The following is a 19,290-nucleotide window of genomic DNA, read 5'->3' on the forward strand; positions in this document are numbered from 1 at the left end:
TGACGTTGCCGGGAGACGGAGTCCATCATCCTCGCCATCGGGTGTCAACGATGACATGAGTCAACGATGACATTCCGAAGGCGCCCTGCCTCGACGCCGGCCGCCCTACTCGCCACGCACAGGAGTCACCATGCCTCGCACCACTCGCCTGTCCTCCTCCCTCCTCAGGGCCGCCGCGGTCACGGGCGTCGCGGCTCTCACGCTGACGGCCTGCGGTTCCGGCTCCGGAACGGGCTCCACAGGCTCCGGTTCCGGGAGCGTGAAGATCGGTCTGATCACCAAGACCGACACCAATCCGTTCTTCGTCAAGATGAAGGAGGGCGCGGAGCGGGCTGCCAAGGAGAACGGCGCCCAACTGCTCACCGCCGCAGGTAAGTTCGATGGTGACAACGCCGGTCAGGTCACGGCTGTCGAGAACATGGTGGCCTCCGGTGTGAAGGGCATCCTGATCACCCCGAGCGACTCCAAGGCGATCGTGCCCGCGCTCGCTAAGGCCCGCGCCAAGGGCGTCCTGGTCGTCGCCCTGGACACCCCGACCGACCCGGAGAGCGCGGTGGACGCGCTCTTCGCCACCGACAACCTCAAGGCCGGCGAGCTGATCGGCGCGTACGCCAAGGCCGCGATGAAGGGCAGGACGGCCAAGATAGCCACCCTCGATCTCGCACCGGGCGTCTCCGTCGGCGTCCAGCGGCACAACGGTTTCCTGAAGGGCTTCGGCGTCAAGGACGGGGACCCGTCCATCGTCTGTTCCCAGGACACCGGTGGCGACCAGGCCAAGGGCCAGACCGCCATGGAGAACTGCCTGCAGAAGGACCCCGACGTCAACCTCGTCTACACCATCAACGAACCCGCCGCACTGGGCGCGTACACCGCGCTCAAGGCCAAGGGCCGGGAGAAGGACGTGCTGATCGTCTCCGTCGACGGCGGCTGCACCGGGACCCGGGGCGTCAGGGACGGCAAAATCGCTGCGACGTCCCAGCAGTACCCGCTGAACATGGCCGCCGAGGGCGTCAAGGCCGTCGTGACATACGCCAAGGACGGCAAGAAGGCGTCCGGTTACACCGACACCGGCGTAACGCTGATCACCGACAAGGCACAGGACGGGATCACGTCGAAGGACACCGCCTACGGCCTGGAGAAGTGCTGGGGCTGAGCCGCTGCCGAGGACCGTACGACAACACCCCTCCGCTCAGCGGCGCAGCCGACCCCCAGCGCCCCTCCGACTCGCAGGGATGTCCGCCCCCCTTGTACTGGCGGCAGGGTTCCTCCCCTCCGCCGGCAAGGCCTTCTGTCTTCCGACAAGGACTTCGCATGACAGCCATGACCACGCCGTACTCGGAGCTCAAAGCACCGAGCACGGCCCGCAGACTGCTCACGGCGCCGACTACCGGCCCCCTGGTCGCCCTCCTTCTCGCCTGCGCCTTCTTCGCCCTCTCGACCGATCAGTTCCTCACCGGCGGGAACTTCTCCCTGATCGTGCAGCAGGTGATGGTCGTCGGGACGCTCGCGATCGGGCAGACCTTGATCATTCTCACGGCGGGCATCGACCTGTCGTGCGGTGCCGTGATGGCGTTCGGCAGCATCGTGATCGCCAAGACGGCGGCCGAGGGTTCCTTGCCGCCGCTCGCCGCCATCGCTCTGGGTCTGGCCGTCTGCGGCGGCTTCGGCCTGCTCAACGGAGCGCTGGTGCAGAAGGTCCCGCTGCCGCCGTTCATCGTCACCCTCGGCATGCTCAACGTGGCGTTCGCGCTGACCCACATCTACTCCGAGGAGCAGACCGTCACCACCCTGCCCGGGCCGCTGACCGCCCTCGGGCAGACCTTCCCGCTCGGCAACACCGACATCACCTACGGCTCCCTGGTCACCATCGCCCTGTTCCTCCTGCTGGCCTACGCGCTGAGCAGCACCAGTTGGGGCCGTCACGTCTACGCTCTGGGGAACAGCTCGGAGTCGGCACGGCTGAACGGCATCCGCACCTCCCGTCTGACCATCGGCATCTACACCGTGGCCGGACTCCTCTACGGCATCGCCGCCCTGCTGCTCATCTCCCGCACCGGAGTCGGTGACCCGCAGGCCGGGCAGACCGACAATCTCGACAGCATCACCGCCGTCGTTCTGGGCGGCACCAGCCTCTTCGGCGGACGCGGCTCGGTTCTGGGCACCTTCATCGGCGTCCTCATCGTCGGTGTCTTCCGCAACGGCCTCCAACTGATGGGCGTCGCCTCCATCTACCAGACCCTGATCACCGGCGTTCTGGTGATTCTCGCGGTGACCGTCGACCAGATCTCCCGGAAGAAGGCCCGATGACCGCCACCACCTCTCCCACGCCCGTTCTGCAGGCCCGTGGTCTGGTCAAGCGGTACGGTCAGGTCACCGCCATCGACGGCGCCGACTTCGACCTGCTGCCCGGCGAGGTCCTCGCCGTCATCGGGGACAACGGCGCCGGCAAGACCAGTCTCATCAAGGCGCTCACCGGCGCGGTGGTCCCCGACGCCGGCGAGATACGCCTCAATGGCGAGCTCATCCAGTTCACCGGACCGCAGAGCGCACGCGCCCACGGCATCGAGACGGTGTACCAGGACCTCGCCGTGGCGGCCTCCATGGACATCGCGTCCAACATGTTCCTCGGCCGCGAACTGCGCCGCCCCGGCCTCCTCGGCAGCGCCTTCCGCATGCTCGACAAGAAGCGGATGCGTCAGGAGGCCGCCGAGCACATGGCCGACCTGAAGATCGGCCTGCGGTCGCTCACCCAGGCGGTCGAGACCCTCTCCGGGGGCCAGCGGCAGGCCGTTGCCGTCGCCCGCGCCGTCGCCTGGGCGCGCAGCGTCGTCGTCATGGACGAGCCCACCGCCGCTCTCGGCGTCAAGGAGTCCGGCCAGGTCCTGGACCTCATCCGCCGCGTCCGCGACAAGGGCATGCCGGTCGTCCTGATCAGCCACAACATGCCCCATGTCTTCGAGATCGCCGACCGGATCCACGTCCACCGGCTGGGGCGGCGCGCCGCCCTGATCAAACCCTCCGACTACTCCATGGCCGAGGTCGTCGCCATCATGACCGGCGCGCTCAGCATCGACGAGGCCGGAGATACTGTCGTAGCGGACTCCGAGGCCTTGAAGGCTGCGGGAGTCCAGGCCACCTGATCAGACGACTGAAGCACTCACAGGTTCCGGCCGGGGCCGCGGCCGGAACCGACGAGTACAGGAGACGGATTCCCATGGCAGCGAGCCGCCGCCCCACCCTGGCTGACGTCGCCCGAGAGGTCGGTGTCAGCGCCAAGACCGTCTCCCGTGTCCTCAACGAGGACGGACCCGTCTCGGCGCAGACCAGGGAACAGGTGCTCGCCGCCGTGGCCAAGCTCGGCTTCCAGCCGAACCTCATGGCACGCAACATCCGCGTCGGCGGCCCTGACACCACCATCGGCCTGATCATCCCCGACCTGGCCAACCCCTTCTTCGGAGCCGTGGCCCGCGCCATCGAGGACACCCTCCGTGAACGCGGACTGACCCTGCTCGTGGGCTCCTCCGCGGACGACCCCGACCGCGAACGCGCCCTCACCGACAAGTTCCTCGCCCGACGCGTCAGCATCCTGATCGTCGTGCCGTCCGTCGGCGCCGACCATTCCCACCTGAAGTCCCACCGCGCGGTGGGGCTGCCCGTGGTCTTCCTCGACCGGCCCGGTGTCGGCCTCACGACCGACAGCATCGTCAGCTCCAACCGTGCGGGCGCCCATGACGGCGTCGCCCACCTCATCGCCCACCGGCACCGGCGCATCGGATTCATCGGTGACCTGCCCCTGAAGCTGTACACCCGCCGCGAACGCCTGGCCGGCTACCGGTCGGCCCTGCAGGAAGCCGGCATCCCCTATGACCGCTCCCTGGTCACCAATGCCCACGACCAGCAGGGCGCCGAGGTCGCTACCTCCGAGCTCCTCGACCTGGCCGATCCGCCCACGGCCCTGTTCGCCGGCAACAACATCGTCGCCATGGGCATCGTCGCCGAACTGGCCCGCAGCAAGCGCAAGCACGTGGCCGTCGTCGCCTTCGACGACGTATCGCTGGCCGGTGTACTCGAGCCGGCCCTGACCGTGGTCGCCCAGGACCCTGAGGAGATCGGCAGAACGGCGGCGACCACCGCCCTGGCGCGGCTCGACGGCGACCGCACCCGCGCCCGCACCCTCACCGTTCCCACCCGACTCATCGTCCGTGGATCGGGCGAGCAACCGGCGCCCGGCACGCGGGAGGCATGACCGGGGGCGCCGCCGTCCGAGCCCGACGCGAGTCGCCGGTGGGCCTCGGCCATGTCGCCGAGGCCCACCGGTTGCTCGGGGTTCGCCTCGCCGGCAGCGGAGATCCGTCCTTGGCCGCGGAGGGCAAGCGGTTCGCGGGCCGTCGCTGGATCAGCTCGCCGCTACGGCGTTGTCATCGCGGTTTGCTCCCGCACCGTCGCGGGGATCCCAGTCCTCGACCTCGATCCGGGCGGTGAAGACAGGGGACCCCCAGCCGTCCGATCAGGTTGGCTCAGGCGTTGGGGCGCTTGCCGTGATTCGCCTTCTTCTTCTTGCGGCCGCGTCGCTTGTTGCCTCGCTTGGCCATGGTGCACATCTCCCTCACTGGAGGCTTCTGACGCCTCCGTCAGTCTAGGTTCAGCCCGGGACGCCCGCATCAGCGACCTGACCAGTCGGGACTGGGCCGCCCTTGTTCCGGGAGCCGTCGCCGTGGTGGTGGGCATGGGGCTGTTCCGGACAGCGACGTGGGCGCGGATTTCCGGCGTCGTCAGCGCCGGTGACCGGCAACCGTGGCGGAGTGTCGGATACGGGCCTGGTCCTCGGTCTGCGACGCGCGGAGGGCCGTGAACAGCCTCTTGACGAGCACCACCGCCGTGCCTGATCTTCCAGTGGTGCCTGACCCGCTGGGCGTCAGTCCTGGCCCTTTCGCGTCGGGTGATGCGGGGACTTGCCGGTCTTTGCGGGCGGCTTCGGCTTCGGGCCACCGTGTTCGGCGTGGCCGGTGCGGTCGTCCGCGCCCCGGGGGTGGTGCCGCGCGGGTTCGCGCGGGTCTGCGCCGTGATGCCCAGCCGGTGCCCGGTGCTTCGGGGCTGTCCGGTGGGACGAGCCCGGACCCTTGGCGGGGAGCTTGGTGTGGGATCCGGTCGGCGTGGCAGCCAGGCCCGAGGCGGCGAATGTCCTGACGGCGGGCTCGGCATGAGAACCGGTCGCCGCACCGGCCGGACCTGACGTGTCGATCGTCCGGGAAGCGGGCCGGGTGTGCTGCGAGCCGGCCGGTGGGAGAGCACCGGACCTGCTTTCGGGACTCGCCGTGCGGGAGGGCTGGTGCGCGGGGGGCACGGCGGGCGAGGCGGCCTCGGCGCGGCCGCTTCCGTTGGTGGCCGTGGCGACGGTGAGGGTCGTGCCAAGGGCCACGGAAAGTGCGGCGATTGCAGTCCCCACGGCCCGGCGACGGCTGTGGCGGGGGCCGCCCGCACGGTTCTGGCGGGTGACCGCCACCTCCTCCGTCCGTACGTGCTCGTCCGCGTCGGGGCGAGCGGCCCGGGGCGCCGGAAGGGAGACCTCGGAGGAAGCCGGATGCGGCAACGGATGCGCCGCGGTCCCGGCGTGCCGGGAGGCGAGGATGTCGGCGCAGCTCTCGGCGTCCGGGCGGGCCTCGGGGTCCTGGGCCGTCATGGCCCGCAGCAGGGTTGCGAGGTCCGAGGGGAGCCAGGCAGGGACCTCGGGCGGGCGGTGGAGGCGGGCGACCGCCGCCTCCAACGGGGTGCCTGCGTACTCCAGTTCGCCTTTCAGGCTCTCCAGCAGGACCAGGCCCAGCGCGTAGACGTCTACAGCCGGCCCGACCCGCCTGCCCGCGACCTGCTCCGGTGCCAGATACGCGGCGGTGCCTATCAGGACGTCGGGTGCCGTGTGGCGGGTCGCGTTGGCCAGGCGGGCGATGCCGAAATCGGCCAGGTGAGGATCACCGGCCGCATCGAGGAGGATGTTCGACGGTTTGACGTCGCGGTGCACGATGCCGGCCCGGTGGACATAGGCCAGCGCCCGCGCGAGAGCGGCGCCCACCCGCACCACACGCCGCTCAGGCAGTGCACCACCCGCCAGGAGGCTGCGCAGTGTCGGGCCCTTGACCAGTTGCATCACCAGGTAGGTGCGGTCGTCGTCGCGGCCGGCGTCGTAGACGGTGACCAGGCCGGGATGCTGCAGGCGGGCGAGGAGGACGGCTTCCGCGGTGAGACGGTCCTCGATCTGCGGGTCGGGGCCGGGCCGGAAGACCTTGACGGCCACGGACCGCCGAAGACGCGTGTCGACGCCCTCGTAGACGTCGGCCATGCCTCCCGATCCGATCCTCCTGTCCAGCCGGTAGCGGTCTGACAGGACTCGGGCGGACTGCTCCTCTGCTGGAACCGAGGCGGGCGCGGGCGAGACTGCTGATCGGCGGGCCTTCACGTGATTCTCCGTTGCTGTCACCGCGTACCGGACTCGACCAAGGGTCGTGCTGCGAGGGCGGGTACCCCCACCTGTCTCGGGTATCCGGACGAAGTCGGCGCTCGGGGCATGATCCGGGTCTCACGAATTCCGGCACGCCGGCTTCGGCTGGTTGCCGTGCCTGGGCGACGGCGTCCTCCACCGGCGTTCGTACCTCCGGCATGCGTGTGCCGGTGAGCTGAAACATGCGCGCTGGAACTGTCGTGTCGGCACTACCACGCGCAGGGTGGCCGTCGGTGCGACACGCCGGGGCAGCACCCGCTCCTGGCCTTGGGGGTGGGTCGGGGGGACCCCGGCGGCCGGGAGCAGCCGCCCTGCCGTCAGCACGGCCGACGGTAGGGCACTTTGCTCAGGTAGCGTCGCCACTGCTCGCGAGTGAGGGGTTGGCCCGCGTACGTGCATGCGTGGGCGAGGGCCCGGCCGAAGTCGGCCGGCAGCGTATGGGTGGTCCCGTCGAAGACCCCGGTGACCACCTGCTTGCCGTCCGGAGTGAACCTGAAGCCCAGTACCGCGGTGGCGAATCCGGTGAGCGCGGCCTCTCGCCGGGGCCGCCCGTGTGGCGGCACTCGCCAGATCCGGGCGGTGCGGTCGTCGCTACCCGCCGTCAGCAGGCGGCCGTCCGGGCTGAACCCGACGCTGCCGACCACGTCGGTGGGCCCGTCCAGCGCGGCGAGCAGCACCGGGTGGTGCGTCCCAGCGACGCGCCACAGCTTCACCGGACGGTCCCCGCCGCCGGACGTGGCGAGGACGCCGGTGCGCGGGTTGAAGGCAACGGAGAGAGCGGTCGTGCTGTGCGCCTGCCAGTCCGCGCGCTCGACGGGGTGGGCCGGAGACGTGGTGTCCCAGAGGATGACGCGCTCGTCTCCGCCCCCCGCGCTCGCCAGCAGCCGTCCGTCCGCGCTGAACGCCACGGACCGCACCTCGTCCTGATGGCCGCGCAGACTGACGCCGCGGACGGGCTTGCTGACGGACCGGGTGTTCCACAGCACCACGTCCCCGTCACTGCCGGCGCCGACGAGGGTCTGCCCGGAGGGGCTGAAGGCGAGCGCGCGTACCGTCTTCATGTGCGTCCGCAAGGTGGCGAGCCGGTGGGGCCGGTGCGGGTCGGTGATGTCCCACAGGATCAGGGCTCCGTCGGCTCCCGCGCTGGCCAGTACGGGACGGCGCGGGTGCATGGCGACCGCGTAGACGGCGTCCCTGTGGCCGGTGAGCAGGGCTGTCCTGCGGGGGTGCCGTGCGGTGCGCAAGTCCCACAGGCGCACGGTGCGGTCCCGTCCCGCCGTCGCCAGGATGCCGCTGTCCGGGCTGACGTCCATCGCGTACATCTCGGCCCGGTGCGCGGTCCACGTGGACATCAGTGTGCTGAGAAGCGCGTCGCGGCTGTGCGGGCCGGGCTGCAGCCGGTAGGCGGCCAGGGCGATCTGGGTGGCGAGGCCCGGTGACCTGCGCGACAGCGCGGTAGCCGCCGTGCTCGCGTTGTGGGCGACGGCTTCGTCGCGCTGGGCCGTGACCTCGCGGTCGGCGTGCACGGCGAGGACGGAGGTGGCCAGGGAGATGGCGAGCAGCACCCCCGACGCGGTGATCAGCAGACGCCGTAGGCGCTTGCGCCGGGTCGCGGCGGTCCGCTCCGCGCTCTCCGCTGCCAGACTTGCCTCGAGGAACTCCCTCTCGCGTGCGGTGAGGCCCGCGTCCTCGGCCCGGGCCAGAGGACGAGCCGCCTCCAGCCGGGTGCCTCGTAGCAGGGCGCCCGGATCCTGCTCCAGGTGCGCCCAGGTCGCGGCCGCTTCCGTCAGCTGCCGACGGGTGCGCAGAAGCTCGCGGTCGTCCGCGAGCCATCCACCGAGTCGCGGCCACCAGCGGATGAGAGCTTCGTGCGTCAGATCCACGTGTTGGCCGTCCACGGTGATCAGCCGTTCAACGGCGGCCCGTTCGACGATCGCCACCGTGTCCGGATCGGGGGACAACTCGAAGCGGCCGATGCGGCGCTTGCTGTACTCGACGCCCTCTCCTACGGCGACCAGCCGCAGGAACAGATGCCTGGCTGCCTCCTTCTGCCGCGGGCTGAGCGACTGGTAGAAGCGTTCGGCGGTGCGGGTCAGGGCGTGCTCGATGGATCCCGCACTCCGGCAGGCCTCCATCGTCAGCAGTGTGCCCCGGCGGTGCCTCCAGGTCTCCCGGAGCGCGTGGGAGAGCAGCGGGAGCATCCCGGCGTTGTCCTGGGCGTGGGCGATCAGGTAGGCCAGCAGCCGCCCTTCGACTCGGCAGCCGACCACTTCCGCGGGACGGCAGATGGCTCGGTGGAGTTCCTCGGAGTCCATCGGGCCGAGCGTCACCATCGCCGCGTCCAGGGTTCTGGCGAGGTCGACGTGGGCGATGCAGCGGGCGTAGAAGTCCGCCCGGACTCCCAGGACGACGCGGCACGCACTGTTCTCGGCGCGGGCGGCCAGGAGAAGAGCTTCGATGAAGTGGTCACGTTCCTCGCGGCGGGAGCAGAGTGTGAAGAGTTCCTCGAACTGGTCGACGATGAGGACGACTTCGGCCCGCCCGGGTGTCTCGGCGACGATCTGACGGAGCAGGAGGTGCAGGTTCCCGGGGTGCGCCCGCAGCTCCTCGAGGAGACGTCCTGGCGTGGTGGCACCATGACCCGCCAGACGCACCGCCAGTTCCTCCAGCGGCCGAGCACCTGGGGTGAGCGTGATGACGGCCCGGTCCTCGGCTCGCAGGTACGGTGACAGCCCCGCGTCCAGCACCGAGGACTTACCGGCTCCCGAGGCACCGAACAGGGCGATGAACCGTTGGTCCGTGAGCCGCCTCCGCAACTGCTCGACCACTCGTTCGCGCCCGAAGAAGAACCGGCTGTGCCGTGAGCCGAAGGAGGCCAGCCCCGGATACGGCGAGTCGTCCTGATCCGGTGGGGGAGCGGCGTCCTCCGCCGAGTCCTCCGCGAGAGCGACGGCGGCGGCCGTGGTGTGCCAGAAGGCCTCCCACCGCTCCACGTCGCCGCCGCAGGCGCCGACATATCCCCGGGTCACCTCCAAGGACGGCAGCCTCCGGCCCGCCGCCGCACTCGACAGCGTCGCCACCGAATAGTGCGCCCGTGCCGCGAGATCGCGGTAGGAGGGCCCGCCCGCTGCCCGGCGAAGTTCCCTCAGCTCCGCCGCGAACCGCACAACCGGGCCGTCGCCCTCGGGAAGCGGTGACTCTTTACGTGGCATTTTCCCCCCGATCGGACCTGTTCCGCCACAAGTGTCGTGGCCTGCGGAGGTCACCGGTGGCGGGGCGACGACTTTCGGCCCGGCTCCCGCCGTCCGGCTCGGCGGTAGCCGGCTCCCCGGTCCAGCGGAGGACGCCTCACGCAGGAAGCCGCCACCGCCCGGACGGCTCGTCCCGACGGGCCGTGACGTGATGTTCCGCGATTGATTGTTCACCGCTCCGGTCCGGACACCGAACAAAGAATCTCGGCTATCCCTGAGCCGAGGCCCAGAGAACCGTCCTGGGCAAGCGAAACGCGCACACGGGGGGCTCGATGCGTTCGGTACTCGTCACGGCACCGGTGTTCGGTCTGGTCGTAACGTACGGCGCGGCTGCCGGGGCCGCGGATACCGCTCAGCCGTCCCGCGCGAGCTGGACGTGCGCGAAGGAAGTGTGTCTCCGGGTGGGGGCCAGGCGGAACCCAAGGACGCGCGCGGACGCGACCACAAGGTCCGCGTCAGCGTGACCGGCACCGCGTCGGGCTACACGACGCGCGGCAGTCACAGGAGGCGCCGGGACGCGCATGACCTCGGCCGGAAACCACCGGTCACGCGGACCGAGTGCCCGGGCGCCGACCGCACCGACGGGCCAGGAGGCGGTGCCGCCTGCCGCGGCGCTCTCGGGAACCGTCAGTGACGGCCGAGGCGCCGGTCCTCGGCGCACCACTCGTCGGCTCCCCCCCCACGCAGCACGAAAGAGGGCCGAATGCTCCGTATCCATTTCACCTCCCGCGACTTGCAGAACATCCGGATCTCGCGCCGTCCCCAGCCGCTGTGGGAACTCATCTGCGCGACGTGCCGGTCCGCCACACAGCAGGGGCCGCTCGAATTCGGCGCATGGCGCCGCTCGGTGCGTGAGCGGCTGGCCGGGAATCCGGCCGCGAACCAGGCCGTGTCCGCCCTGCGGACACTCGTTCCCCCGGTCGGCTACATTCCGGACTTCCTCACTCCTTCCGTCCCGGAAGGAGGCCTGCCCGCCGCTTTGGAGGAGGTGCGGGCCACCCCTCCCGACCGGCTGCGCCGCGACCTGGCCAGACTTCGCGTGACCACTCCGCTCCCTCCCTGGACCACAGAGCTCGGCCGGCCGGGAAGCCGCGGTATGCGATTGCTGACGAAGGTCCTCGAGGACTCCAGCAGGGCCCTGCTCGAACCGCGCTGGGACCACATCCGAAAAGCCATCGGGGACGACGTCGACACGCGCTCCCGCGTCCTGCTCGACGGCGGCGTGCGCGCCCTGCTGGAGAGTCTGCGCCCGCTCGCCCAGTGGCGCCCGCCCGTACTCGAAGTGGACTACCCCACCGACCGGGACCTTCGTCTGGAAGGCCGCGGACTGCTCCTCGTCCCTTCCTATTTCTGCTGGGGCAGGCCGACAGCCCTCGCTGATCCCACCCTCGGCCCCGTGCTCGTCTACCCCGTCACGGCACGGCCTCTCGACGTCGTCCCCGAGAACGACAGCCGGGTCGACCGCCTGCTGGGCCGCACGAGGGCATCCGTTCTCACCGAGGTCGCCCGCGGACGGCCCCGGAGCACATCCGAAGTCGCCTCAGCCGTCGGCATAGCGCTGCCGAGCGCGAGCTACCAGTTGACCGTCCTGCGCGACGGCGGACTGGTGACAAGCCACCGGGAAGGACAGCACGTGCGCCACTCGGCGACACCCATCGGCCACCGGCTCCTCGACGGAGACCGGGCAAGACTGCACTAGGGCCTGTCCCCCCGGCGGGGAGCGATCGCGCCGGCGCCGGCCGCACGAGCGGGGCGGCGGCCGCGATCCTCCCGAAGTCCCGCACGGGTCCCCGGAACGCCGGCCAACCGGGGGACGTTTCGAGCAGCATCGAATTCGTTGCCCCACTCCCGGACCCTGAGCACGATCGTTCGAAGCGCCTGCACGTCACGGGGGAGTGGAGTGAGACAGCAAGGCCGCCACAGCGCCCGGCCAGGCGCCGGCACGGGCCGGAGCCCGCAGGCACACGCCGGCGCCGCAGACGCCGTCAGCGCCACCGGCCGCCGTCGGCCGAGACGGGCCACCGGCGCCGACCTCCGAGCGGCACCGGCGCAGGCACCGGTCCGGACGGCCCGGACGACCGCCCACCACATCGAGAACGAGACCGACTGATCGACGACCCGGGCCGACGCCCGTGACCACGGCGTCGACACTCGCAGGGGGAAAGCGTCATGCACCGCAGCACTTCCGTCACCCTCGCACGCACCGTGCGTCCCGCACACCGATCGGCTGCCGGGGGCAGCCATGTCTGATCTCCGCGTGCCGTTCGCGCACGTGGACGCCGAGAACGGCCGGCTGCTCGCGGCCTTCGCCACACCGCTTGCCCAAGGCCTCGCCTCCGGCCGGTTCATCGGCGGCGACGACGTCACCGAGTTCGAGACCCGGTTCGCCCGGCTGCACGGCGCGGCGCACGCGGTCGCCGTGGGCTCCGGCACCGATGCGCTGAAGCTGACCATCCGGGCGCTGGGCCTCGACCGCCGGGGAACAGGCATCACCGTCGCCAACACCTTCCTGGCGACGGTCGGCGCGATGGTCACGGAGGGCGTGCGACCCGTACTGGTCGATGTCCGCGGTGACGAGAACATCGACGTCACCGCCGTCGAGAAGGCGATCACACCGGAGACGACGATGGTGGTCGCCGTACACCTACGGGGCCTGCCCGCGGCCGTCCACGCGCTGCGCGAACTGTGCGCGGCACGTGGTCTGACGCTCATCGAGGACTGTGCGCAGGCCGTGCTCGCCGCGGTGGGCGGCGTCCCGGTCGGGACGTTCGGCGCCGCGGGCTGCTTCAGTCTGCACCCGCTGAAGAACCTCGGAGCCTGCGGAGACGCCGGAGTCGTGGTGACCGACGACCCCGACCTCGCCGCCGAGATACGGCTGCTGCGCAGCCACGGCCTGCGGGACCGGGACACCGCCGTGCGGTGGGGCGAGAACTCCCGCCTCGACGCGCTGCAGGCGCGCCTGCTGAACCTGAAACTCGATCACATCGAGGAGTGGACACGGCGCAGACGCGACCTCGCCCGCCTCTACGACGAGGAACTGTCCGGGCTGCCGTTGACCACCCCGGCCGGCGACGACGGACACGTGTACCACCGTTACGTGATCCGCGTGGCAAACCGCGACGCACTCCGCGCGCGCCTGCGCACCGCGGGCATCGAGACGGCCGTGCACTACCCGGTGCCCGTGCACCGTCAGCCGGCCGCCCTCGACGGAAGCGTGGACGTGGCCGGCGGCGCGCTCCCGGTCACCGAGCAGCAGGCCGAGGAAATCCTCTCGCTGCCACTGCACCCGCTGCTCGGCGAGGACCAGATCCGCTACGTCGTCCGGCGGATCGAGGAGTCCCTCTGATGCCTACGCGCCGGGGGGGCGACACGCCCACCCGCACACGGACCGTCGACACACCGAAAACCTACGAGGGGGAGCACATGAAGGACCTCGCCGAGCGCGGGGGTGGTGAGTGGCATGGCTAGGACGGGCAAGGTCCTCACCGTGCCGCTGGGCCGCAGGATCCGCGACCACCTGGCGCAGACCGGGGCGACCGTGGGTCTGTGCCACGGATGCTTCGACATCCTCCACCACGGTCACGTGCACTACCTCACCCAGGCGGCGGCCCAGGCAGACGTCCTGATGGTCTCCGTCACCGCAGCACGCCACATCGACAAGGGCGTGGGCCGCCCCGTCTTCGGCGACCGGGCGCGTACGTCCGTGGTCGCGGCCCTCGGCATGGTCGACTACGTCGTCCTCAGCGACGCTCCCACCGCAGTGACCGTCATCCGCGAACTGCGCCCCGACCTCTACTTCAAAGGCGCCGACTACCGGAACGCGGCCGATCCGCGTCTCGACGCGGAACTCGCGGCACTCGCCGACGTGGGCGGCGAGTACGTGCTCACCGACGACCGCGTGAGCGACTCCTCGACACGCGCGGCCCGCATGCTGCTCGGAGCGGAGGGACGATGACAGTGCTCCCACTCGTCCCGGACGCCGACGGCCTGGTCGTCCTCGACATCGACGGCACCCTCCTCGACACGCCCCATCTGGCCGCCTGGCGCCAGGCCCTGCGGGAGCTCGGTGACCTTCCCGAGGAGCGGGCGGCCCGCCTCACCTCGCGCGCCTACCAGCGGCGCGTCGCCGGCCGCGACCGGCTGACCGGGGCCGACGCCGCCCTGCGGATCGCGGGCATGACACCGAGCCCCGACCTGGTCGAAGGCCTCGCCGACCACAAGCAGCGGCTTTTCCGGCACCTGATGCACACCACCAGGCTCTTCCCCGACGCCCGGCGCTTCCTCGCAGGGGCCGCGGCACACCGCACGCCACTCGCGTTCTGCACGGCGTCTCGCAACGCGGGCGAGCTGCTGCGCCGCTGCGTCGCCGGCGAACCGTACGCGCCCTGGCTCGTCCCACGCCTCGACCGCAGCCTCGGCGACCACGGCCACCGCGGGGGCGTACCGCGAGGCGAGGCGCTGCTGCGGGTCGTCGAGGCGTGGGACGGGTATCCGGCGGGCTGCGTCGTCGTGGACGACGCGCCGCACGGCGTCGAAGCCGCCGTCGCCCTCGGCATGCGCGCCGTCCTGATCGATCGCTCCGGCGCACTGCCGCCCGCTCCCGCGGGACGGACCGCCGTCACCTCGCTCGACGAGACGACCTGCGCTCCCGTCGACCCCGCGCGGCCGGTGCGCCGCCCCACCACTCACTCGGAGGCGTCCTCGGCATGACGAACACTCCTCGCCCCCCGTTCGTCCTCGTCACCGGCGGCGCCGGCTACATCGGCTCGGTGCTCACCCGTCGTCTGCTGGCGAGCGGCAGCCGCGTCCGGGTCCTGGACACCCGGGTCTTCGGCGACGGGCTCGCGGACGTCCACGACGCACGGCTGGAGAACGTGCTCGGCGACATCCGCGACGCCGACCGGTACCGCGACGCCCTCGACGGCGTCGACGTCGTCGTGCACCTGGCCGCGGTCGCCAACGACCCCAGCTTCGACCTCGACCCCGAACTCGGGACATCCGTCAACCACGAATGCCTCGAACATGTGATGCGGCTGCCGCGGGAGACGGGCGCCCGCCGGTTCGTCTACGCCTCCTCCGCCAGCGTCTACGGCATCAGCGAGGCCCCCGAGGTCGACGAGAGTCACCCGCTGGTGCCCGTCACCGACTACAACCGCTACAAGGCGAAGGGCGAGGAACGGCTGTTCCCGCTCACCACCGACGGGTTCGAGACCGTCGCCGTACGCGCCGCCACCGTCTGCGGAGTCTCCCCGCGCCAGCGCCTGGACCTCACGGTGAACCTGCTGACCGCACAGGCCGTGGCAAAGGGCGAGGTCACCGTGTTCGGCGGCCGGCAGTACCGGCCCAACATCCACGTCGAGGACCTGGTTTCGGTCTATGCGCGCCTCGTGCTCGACGAACGGCTCGGACCGCTGAACGCCGCGCCGCTCAACGTGGGCCACGAGAACCTGCCCGTCGCTGCCATCGCGGACCGCGTCGCCGGCTGCGCCGAGGCGCTCACCGGCGCCCCCGTCGCCGTCACCACCACGAGGTCGGACGATCTCCGTTCGTACCGCCTGACCTCCCGCCGTCTCACCGAGACCCTGGGCATCACCCCTCGGCGAACGGTCGACGACGCCTGCCGCGAGGTCGCCGCGGCGATCCTCGACGGCCGTATCCCGAACCCCCTCACCGACGAGCGGCTTCACAACGTGCGCTGGATGAAGCGGCACCAGGGCCGTCTGTCCGCCGGGCGGCCGGCATGACCCGTACCCCACCAGAGGGCGCCGGTCACCCTCGCGCGCTCACGCTCAGCGCACCGCCCTGGCTGGTGGAGATCACCGATCCGCCCGCCGACGAGCGTTCCCTGTGCGACGCCCTCACACACTTGGCCAACGGCCGCCAAGGCGTGCGCTCCCGGCCTGACCCGTCGGACGGCCAGGCCGAACCGGGCTTCCACGTCACCGGCCTCTACGACACCGGCCTCGACGTCACCCGCGAACTGGTCAATCTGCCCCACCCGCACGGCCTGGCCGTCCGCCGGGGCGGCGAGCCGCTGCGCACGGCAGGTCTGCGCACGGTACTCGACATGCGGCAGGGCGTCGTCGTCCAGCAGCGGGAGCTGACGGCGCGGGACGGCGCCCGCTGGGAGCTGGAGACCGTCTGCCACCTGCATGCCGTGCACAGCCGGCTCGGCGTCCTGACCGGATACCTGACACCGCTGTCCGAGGCGCCCGAGGCCACCCTGGAGGTCTTCTGGGACAACAACACTGGCAACCCCTACCTGGGCGGCGTCCTGCCGCACCTGCGCACCTACCACGTCGAGATGCGCGGCACCCGGCGCGAAGGCGACCACCTGCACCTCGACTGCGCGCTGCGCGGCACCGGCCGCACCTTCCGCCTGCGCAGCAGACTGACGGTGTACCCGAAGTGCGAGCGCCGCCCGCTGGACTCGCCCGGCCGCGCGGGGGAGATCCTGGTCCTGCCGCCGGGACACCGCGCCCTCCGATTCGACCTGCTGTGGTCCGTGCCCGGACCCGGTTCCGACCCGCTGGACGAACCAGGCACCGACCCCGAGGCACTGCTGGCCGCGCACCGGGACGAGTGGGAGCGCCGCTGGCGGCGCCACGACATCGTCGTGGCGGGCGACGAGACGGCCCAACAGGGCGTCCGCTTCGCTCTGTTCCACCTCATGCAGCAGGAACTGCCCGTCGACGGGCCCCGCCTCAGTCCCGCACGAGGCCTGTCCGGCCCGTACCACTCCGGTGCCACGTTCTTCGACACCGAGCTCCACAAGGACGCCTTCTGGACCTGGACGGAGCCCGCGGTCGCCCGCGCCCACCTCGCCTTCCGCCACGCCACCCTGCCGGCGGCGCGGGAGTTCGCCGCGGCCACCGGGCACACCGGGGCACGCTTCCCGGTCGCCGCCGACGACCTCGGCCAGGACGCCGGACCCCATCACGTGCGCGACGCGCACGGCGGGGGGAGCGACCAGTGGAACGTACGCGAGGCCGTACACATCTCCGCGGATGTCGCCCACGCCGTCGTCCGCCACCACCGCGTCACCGGTGACGAGCGCCATCTGCTCGACGAGGGTCTGGAACTCCTCCTGTCCACCGCCGAGTTCGCGGCCAGCGTGCTGGAGCGGCACGAGCCCGGCCGACCCTGCGGAGCCCGCTCGGTGACGGGGCCCGACGAGTACCACCCGCACGTCGACCACAACCTCTTCACCAACGCCATGCTGCGCGAGAACCTTAGTCAGGCGTTGCGCCTGGACGCGCACGCCCGGCGGACCGATCCGGTGGCCGCGGCCGACGCCAGGGTCCGGGCCGGCGTCGACGAGGCCCGCCTCGCCCGCTGGCGCGAACTCGCCTCCACCGTCCACGTGCCCGTCCCCGCCACCGGCCCGCCCGCCCAGCACGAGGGCTACTTCGACCTGCCCGACTGTGCTCCGCGCACCGACCCGGGTTCGCCCGCGCCCCGCCTGCTGCCCGACGAGCGCGCCCAGGCGGCGAGCGGGCAACCGCTGCCGACACGGGCCGTCAAGCAAGCCGACGTCGTCCTCCTCGCCCACCTGCTGCCCGGCCTCTTCACCCCTGAGACAGCCGCGGCGATCCTGGACTTCTACGAGCCGCGCACCGCCCACGCGTCGTCCCTGAGCTTCGCACCCCACGGTGTGGTCGCCGCCCGCCTCGGCAGGACAGCCGACGCCCGCCGCTTCCTGCTGCGCTCCGCCCGGTACGACCTCGATCACCAGCCGCGCACCGCCTACCGGAACGGACTGCATCTGTCGGCCTACGCGGGAGCCTGGCAGATCCTGGCCGAGGGAATGCTGGGCCTCACCGCGGACGACGACGGCCTGCTCCGGCTCGACCCGCACCTGCCCGCGCACTGGAGCGGCCTCACCCTGCGCATCGGGATACGGGGCAGGCAGCTCACCGTCGAGGTGGACCAGCGCCAGGTCCGCCTCACCCTGGCGCGGGGACCCGCGTTGTCCGTCCGGATCGGTGACATGGCGCTGACCCTGGCGCCCGGCGAACCCGCCAGTGCCGCGCTGCCCCGCCCACACGAGGAGAGCCACCATGCCCCGAACGACCGTGCCGACCGACCCGGCATGCTGGTTCCGTGAGTTGCTCGGCACCGCCGACGACGACCTCGAACGCTTCCGCCTCGAAGCGCTGCGAATGACCCTGCGGTACTGCCGCGACACCGTGCCCTACTACCGGGAGGCCTTCGCCGGCCTGCCCGAGCCCGAAGCGCTCGCCGACCTCGCCGCCTATCCGCTGCTGCCCTCCGCCCGCATCGCCGCGTACCGGCACCCCGTGCTCAGCGAAGCTGTCGGGACCGACTTCGTGGTGTGCAGCGGTGGCACCAGTACCCAGGCGTTCACCAGGACCGCGCCCGCCTCCACCTCACCCAAGATGATCCACCGCTCGTTCGCCGAGTACCCGCATCTGACGGCGTTCCGCGACTGGTGGTACCCGCGCATGGGCTACGGATATTCGTGGGACGCGCGGCCCGGCGACGCCCGCTACATCATCATGGAGGACGAGCACGGCATCCGGTACATCGAGCCCCGCCGCGGCCCGCTGCGGATGCTCAACTTCCCCCTCTACAACGAGTCGCACTTCCACGTCGCCCGCGACGTCCTCACCACCCACGGGCCGGGCGACCCCTCCCTGCGCGTGTCCGAACTGCGCGGCACCTACCGCAAGGTGCGGCTGCTGACCATGTACGCGCTCGAACACGGCTGGAACCTCGCCGAGGAGGCCTCAGTGCGACGCGTCGTCGCCGCGGGCTTCTTCACCTCGGTGCGCTGGCGCGCGCTGTTCAAGGAGGCGTTCGGCGCGGAGCTCGTCCAGGAGTACGGCCTGACCGAGTTCCACCAGGGGTACGCCAACGAGTGTCTGCACTGCGGTGCCCACCACTTCGCCCCGATCGTCGTCGAGGAGGTGGTGGACCCCCGGGATCCGGCACGCGCCGTCGGCGCGGGCGAGGTGGGAAGGCTCGTCCTCACCCACCTCTACCCGACCGCTCTGCGCCAGGTGCTCGTCCGGTACGACAGCGGCGACCTGGTCCAGGTCGGCGACATCTGCGACGTGGTGGGGGCACGCGGCTACCGGCCTGTCGGACGGCTGAAGAACACCCTGACGGTGCCCGTTCCGGACGGTGAACTGCTTTTGTCCACCGGACACTTCATCGACGCCGTGGACATCCCCGAAGCTGCCTTCCACGTACGTGACCTGCTTGAGCACAGTCACGTCACCCGGTTCACCGACTACGGCGCACCGAAGTTCAACATCCACCTGGAAGACGACCGGAGCGGTCCCGTCGTACGGCTCGACCTGGAGCTGAAGAAGTCCCTGGCCGCCGGCGCCGCCCGCCGCCTGCGCGATCGCGTCGAGGCCTCCCTCTTCCGCAGCCATCCAGAGGTGCGCAACCGCCTCGAGAAGGAGGAGTTCGCGGTCGACGTCCAGCTCCACGAGCCCGGCGCCCTGACACAGAACATCCCGGGGTGACCCTCCCGGCCGCCGACCCGCACCACGACACACCGACCCACCTGGGGGA

At 71.3% G+C, this 19,290-nt stretch carries 14 protein-coding genes; 11 read left to right on the forward strand and 3 right to left on the reverse strand.

The features are described from left to right. Positions 1 to 130: 130 nt before the first annotated feature. The 4 genes from ACFQ9Z_RS34325 to ACFQ9Z_RS34340 all read left to right on the forward strand — a co-directional run bounded on the left by ACFQ9Z_RS34325 (position 131) and on the right by ACFQ9Z_RS34340 (position 4,246). Positions 131 to 1,153 carry a sugar ABC transporter substrate-binding protein gene (locus ACFQ9Z_RS34325; protein WP_383029218.1) on the forward strand — a complete coding sequence of 341 codons (1,023 nt, stop codon included), beginning with the start codon at positions 131 to 133 and terminating at the stop codon, positions 1,151 to 1,153. Between the two features lie 158 nt (positions 1,154 to 1,311). Further along, positions 1,312 to 2,307 carry an ABC transporter permease gene (locus ACFQ9Z_RS34330; protein WP_383029222.1) on the forward strand — a complete coding sequence of 332 codons (996 nt, stop codon included), beginning with the start codon at positions 1,312 to 1,314 and terminating at the stop codon, positions 2,305 to 2,307. Next, entirely contained in the window at positions 2,304 to 3,140 is an 837-nt protein-coding gene (locus ACFQ9Z_RS34335; protein ID WP_383029225.1) for an ATP-binding cassette domain-containing protein, read from the forward strand. Before ACFQ9Z_RS34330 ends, ACFQ9Z_RS34335 begins: the two co-directional genes overlap by 4 nt. A 74-nt stretch (positions 3,141 to 3,214) precedes the next feature. Continuing rightward, complete coding sequence (locus ACFQ9Z_RS34340; protein WP_383029228.1) at positions 3,215 to 4,246, forward strand: LacI family DNA-binding transcriptional regulator; 1,032 nt, start codon at positions 3,215 to 3,217, stop codon at positions 4,244 to 4,246. Between the two features lie 271 nt (positions 4,247 to 4,517). On the opposite strand, the gene ACFQ9Z_RS34345 is transcribed toward ACFQ9Z_RS34340, so the two are convergent. From ACFQ9Z_RS34345 to ACFQ9Z_RS34355, 3 genes are all read right to left on the reverse strand, one after another. Next, on the reverse strand, positions 4,518 to 4,592 hold the full coding sequence (locus ACFQ9Z_RS34345; protein WP_099504217.1) for a 50S ribosomal protein bL37: 75 nt from the start codon (positions 4,590 to 4,592) through the stop codon (positions 4,518 to 4,520). A gap of 323 nt (positions 4,593 to 4,915) precedes the next feature. Then, entirely contained in the window at positions 4,916 to 6,472 is a 1,557-nt protein-coding gene (locus tag ACFQ9Z_RS34350) for a protein kinase (RefSeq protein WP_383029232.1), read from the reverse strand. A 338-nt stretch (positions 6,473 to 6,810) separates the two neighbouring features. Next, positions 6,811 to 9,522 carry a hypothetical protein gene (locus tag ACFQ9Z_RS34355; protein WP_383029390.1) on the reverse strand — a complete coding sequence of 904 codons (2,712 nt, stop codon included), beginning with the start codon at positions 9,520 to 9,522 and terminating at the stop codon, positions 6,811 to 6,813. A 925-nt stretch (positions 9,523 to 10,447) separates the two neighbouring features. Here ACFQ9Z_RS34355 and ACFQ9Z_RS34360 point away from each other — a divergent pair. The 7 genes from ACFQ9Z_RS34360 (at position 10,448) to ACFQ9Z_RS34390 (ending at position 19,241) form a co-directional block, all read left to right on the forward strand. After that, the gene (locus ACFQ9Z_RS34360; RefSeq protein ID WP_383029235.1) at positions 10,448 to 11,443 is read left to right on the forward strand and encodes an ArsR/SmtB family transcription factor; all 996 of its coding nucleotides are present in this window, start codon (positions 10,448 to 10,450) and stop codon (positions 11,441 to 11,443) included. Between the two features lie 543 nt (positions 11,444 to 11,986). Beyond that, on the forward strand, positions 11,987 to 13,090 hold the full coding sequence (locus ACFQ9Z_RS34365) for a DegT/DnrJ/EryC1/StrS family aminotransferase (protein ID WP_383029237.1): 1,104 nt from the start codon (positions 11,987 to 11,989) through the stop codon (positions 13,088 to 13,090). Positions 13,091 to 13,204: 114 nt separating this feature from the next. Continuing rightward, positions 13,205 to 13,699 (forward strand): adenylyltransferase/cytidyltransferase family protein, encoded by a 495-nt coding sequence (locus ACFQ9Z_RS34370; RefSeq protein WP_383029241.1) that lies wholly within the window; start codon positions 13,205 to 13,207, stop codon positions 13,697 to 13,699. After that, positions 13,696 to 14,454: an HAD family hydrolase gene (locus tag ACFQ9Z_RS34375; protein WP_383029244.1), complete on the forward strand. Its 759-nt coding sequence runs from the start codon at positions 13,696 to 13,698 to the stop codon at positions 14,452 to 14,454. Before ACFQ9Z_RS34370 ends, ACFQ9Z_RS34375 begins: the two co-directional genes overlap by 4 nt. Next, on the forward strand, positions 14,451 to 15,488 hold the full coding sequence (locus ACFQ9Z_RS34380; protein WP_383029249.1) for an NAD-dependent epimerase/dehydratase family protein: 1,038 nt from the start codon (positions 14,451 to 14,453) through the stop codon (positions 15,486 to 15,488). Before ACFQ9Z_RS34375 ends, ACFQ9Z_RS34380 begins: the two co-directional genes overlap by 4 nt. Beyond that, positions 15,485 to 17,851 carry a glycosyl hydrolase family 65 protein gene (locus ACFQ9Z_RS34385; RefSeq protein WP_383029252.1) on the forward strand — a complete coding sequence of 789 codons (2,367 nt, stop codon included), beginning with the start codon at positions 15,485 to 15,487 and terminating at the stop codon, positions 17,849 to 17,851. The genes ACFQ9Z_RS34380 and ACFQ9Z_RS34385 overlap by 4 nt, the downstream gene beginning before the upstream one ends. After that, a complete protein-coding gene (locus ACFQ9Z_RS34390) occupies positions 17,805 to 19,241 on the forward strand; it encodes a hypothetical protein (RefSeq protein WP_383029254.1) in 1,437 nt (478 codons plus the stop codon). Before ACFQ9Z_RS34385 ends, ACFQ9Z_RS34390 begins: the two co-directional genes overlap by 47 nt. Positions 19,242 to 19,290 lie beyond the last annotated feature (49 nt).

It is taken from the genome of Streptomyces sp. NPDC056580, assembly GCF_042793175.1.
Lineage (GTDB): Bacteria > Actinomycetota > Actinomycetes > Streptomycetales > Streptomycetaceae > Streptomyces.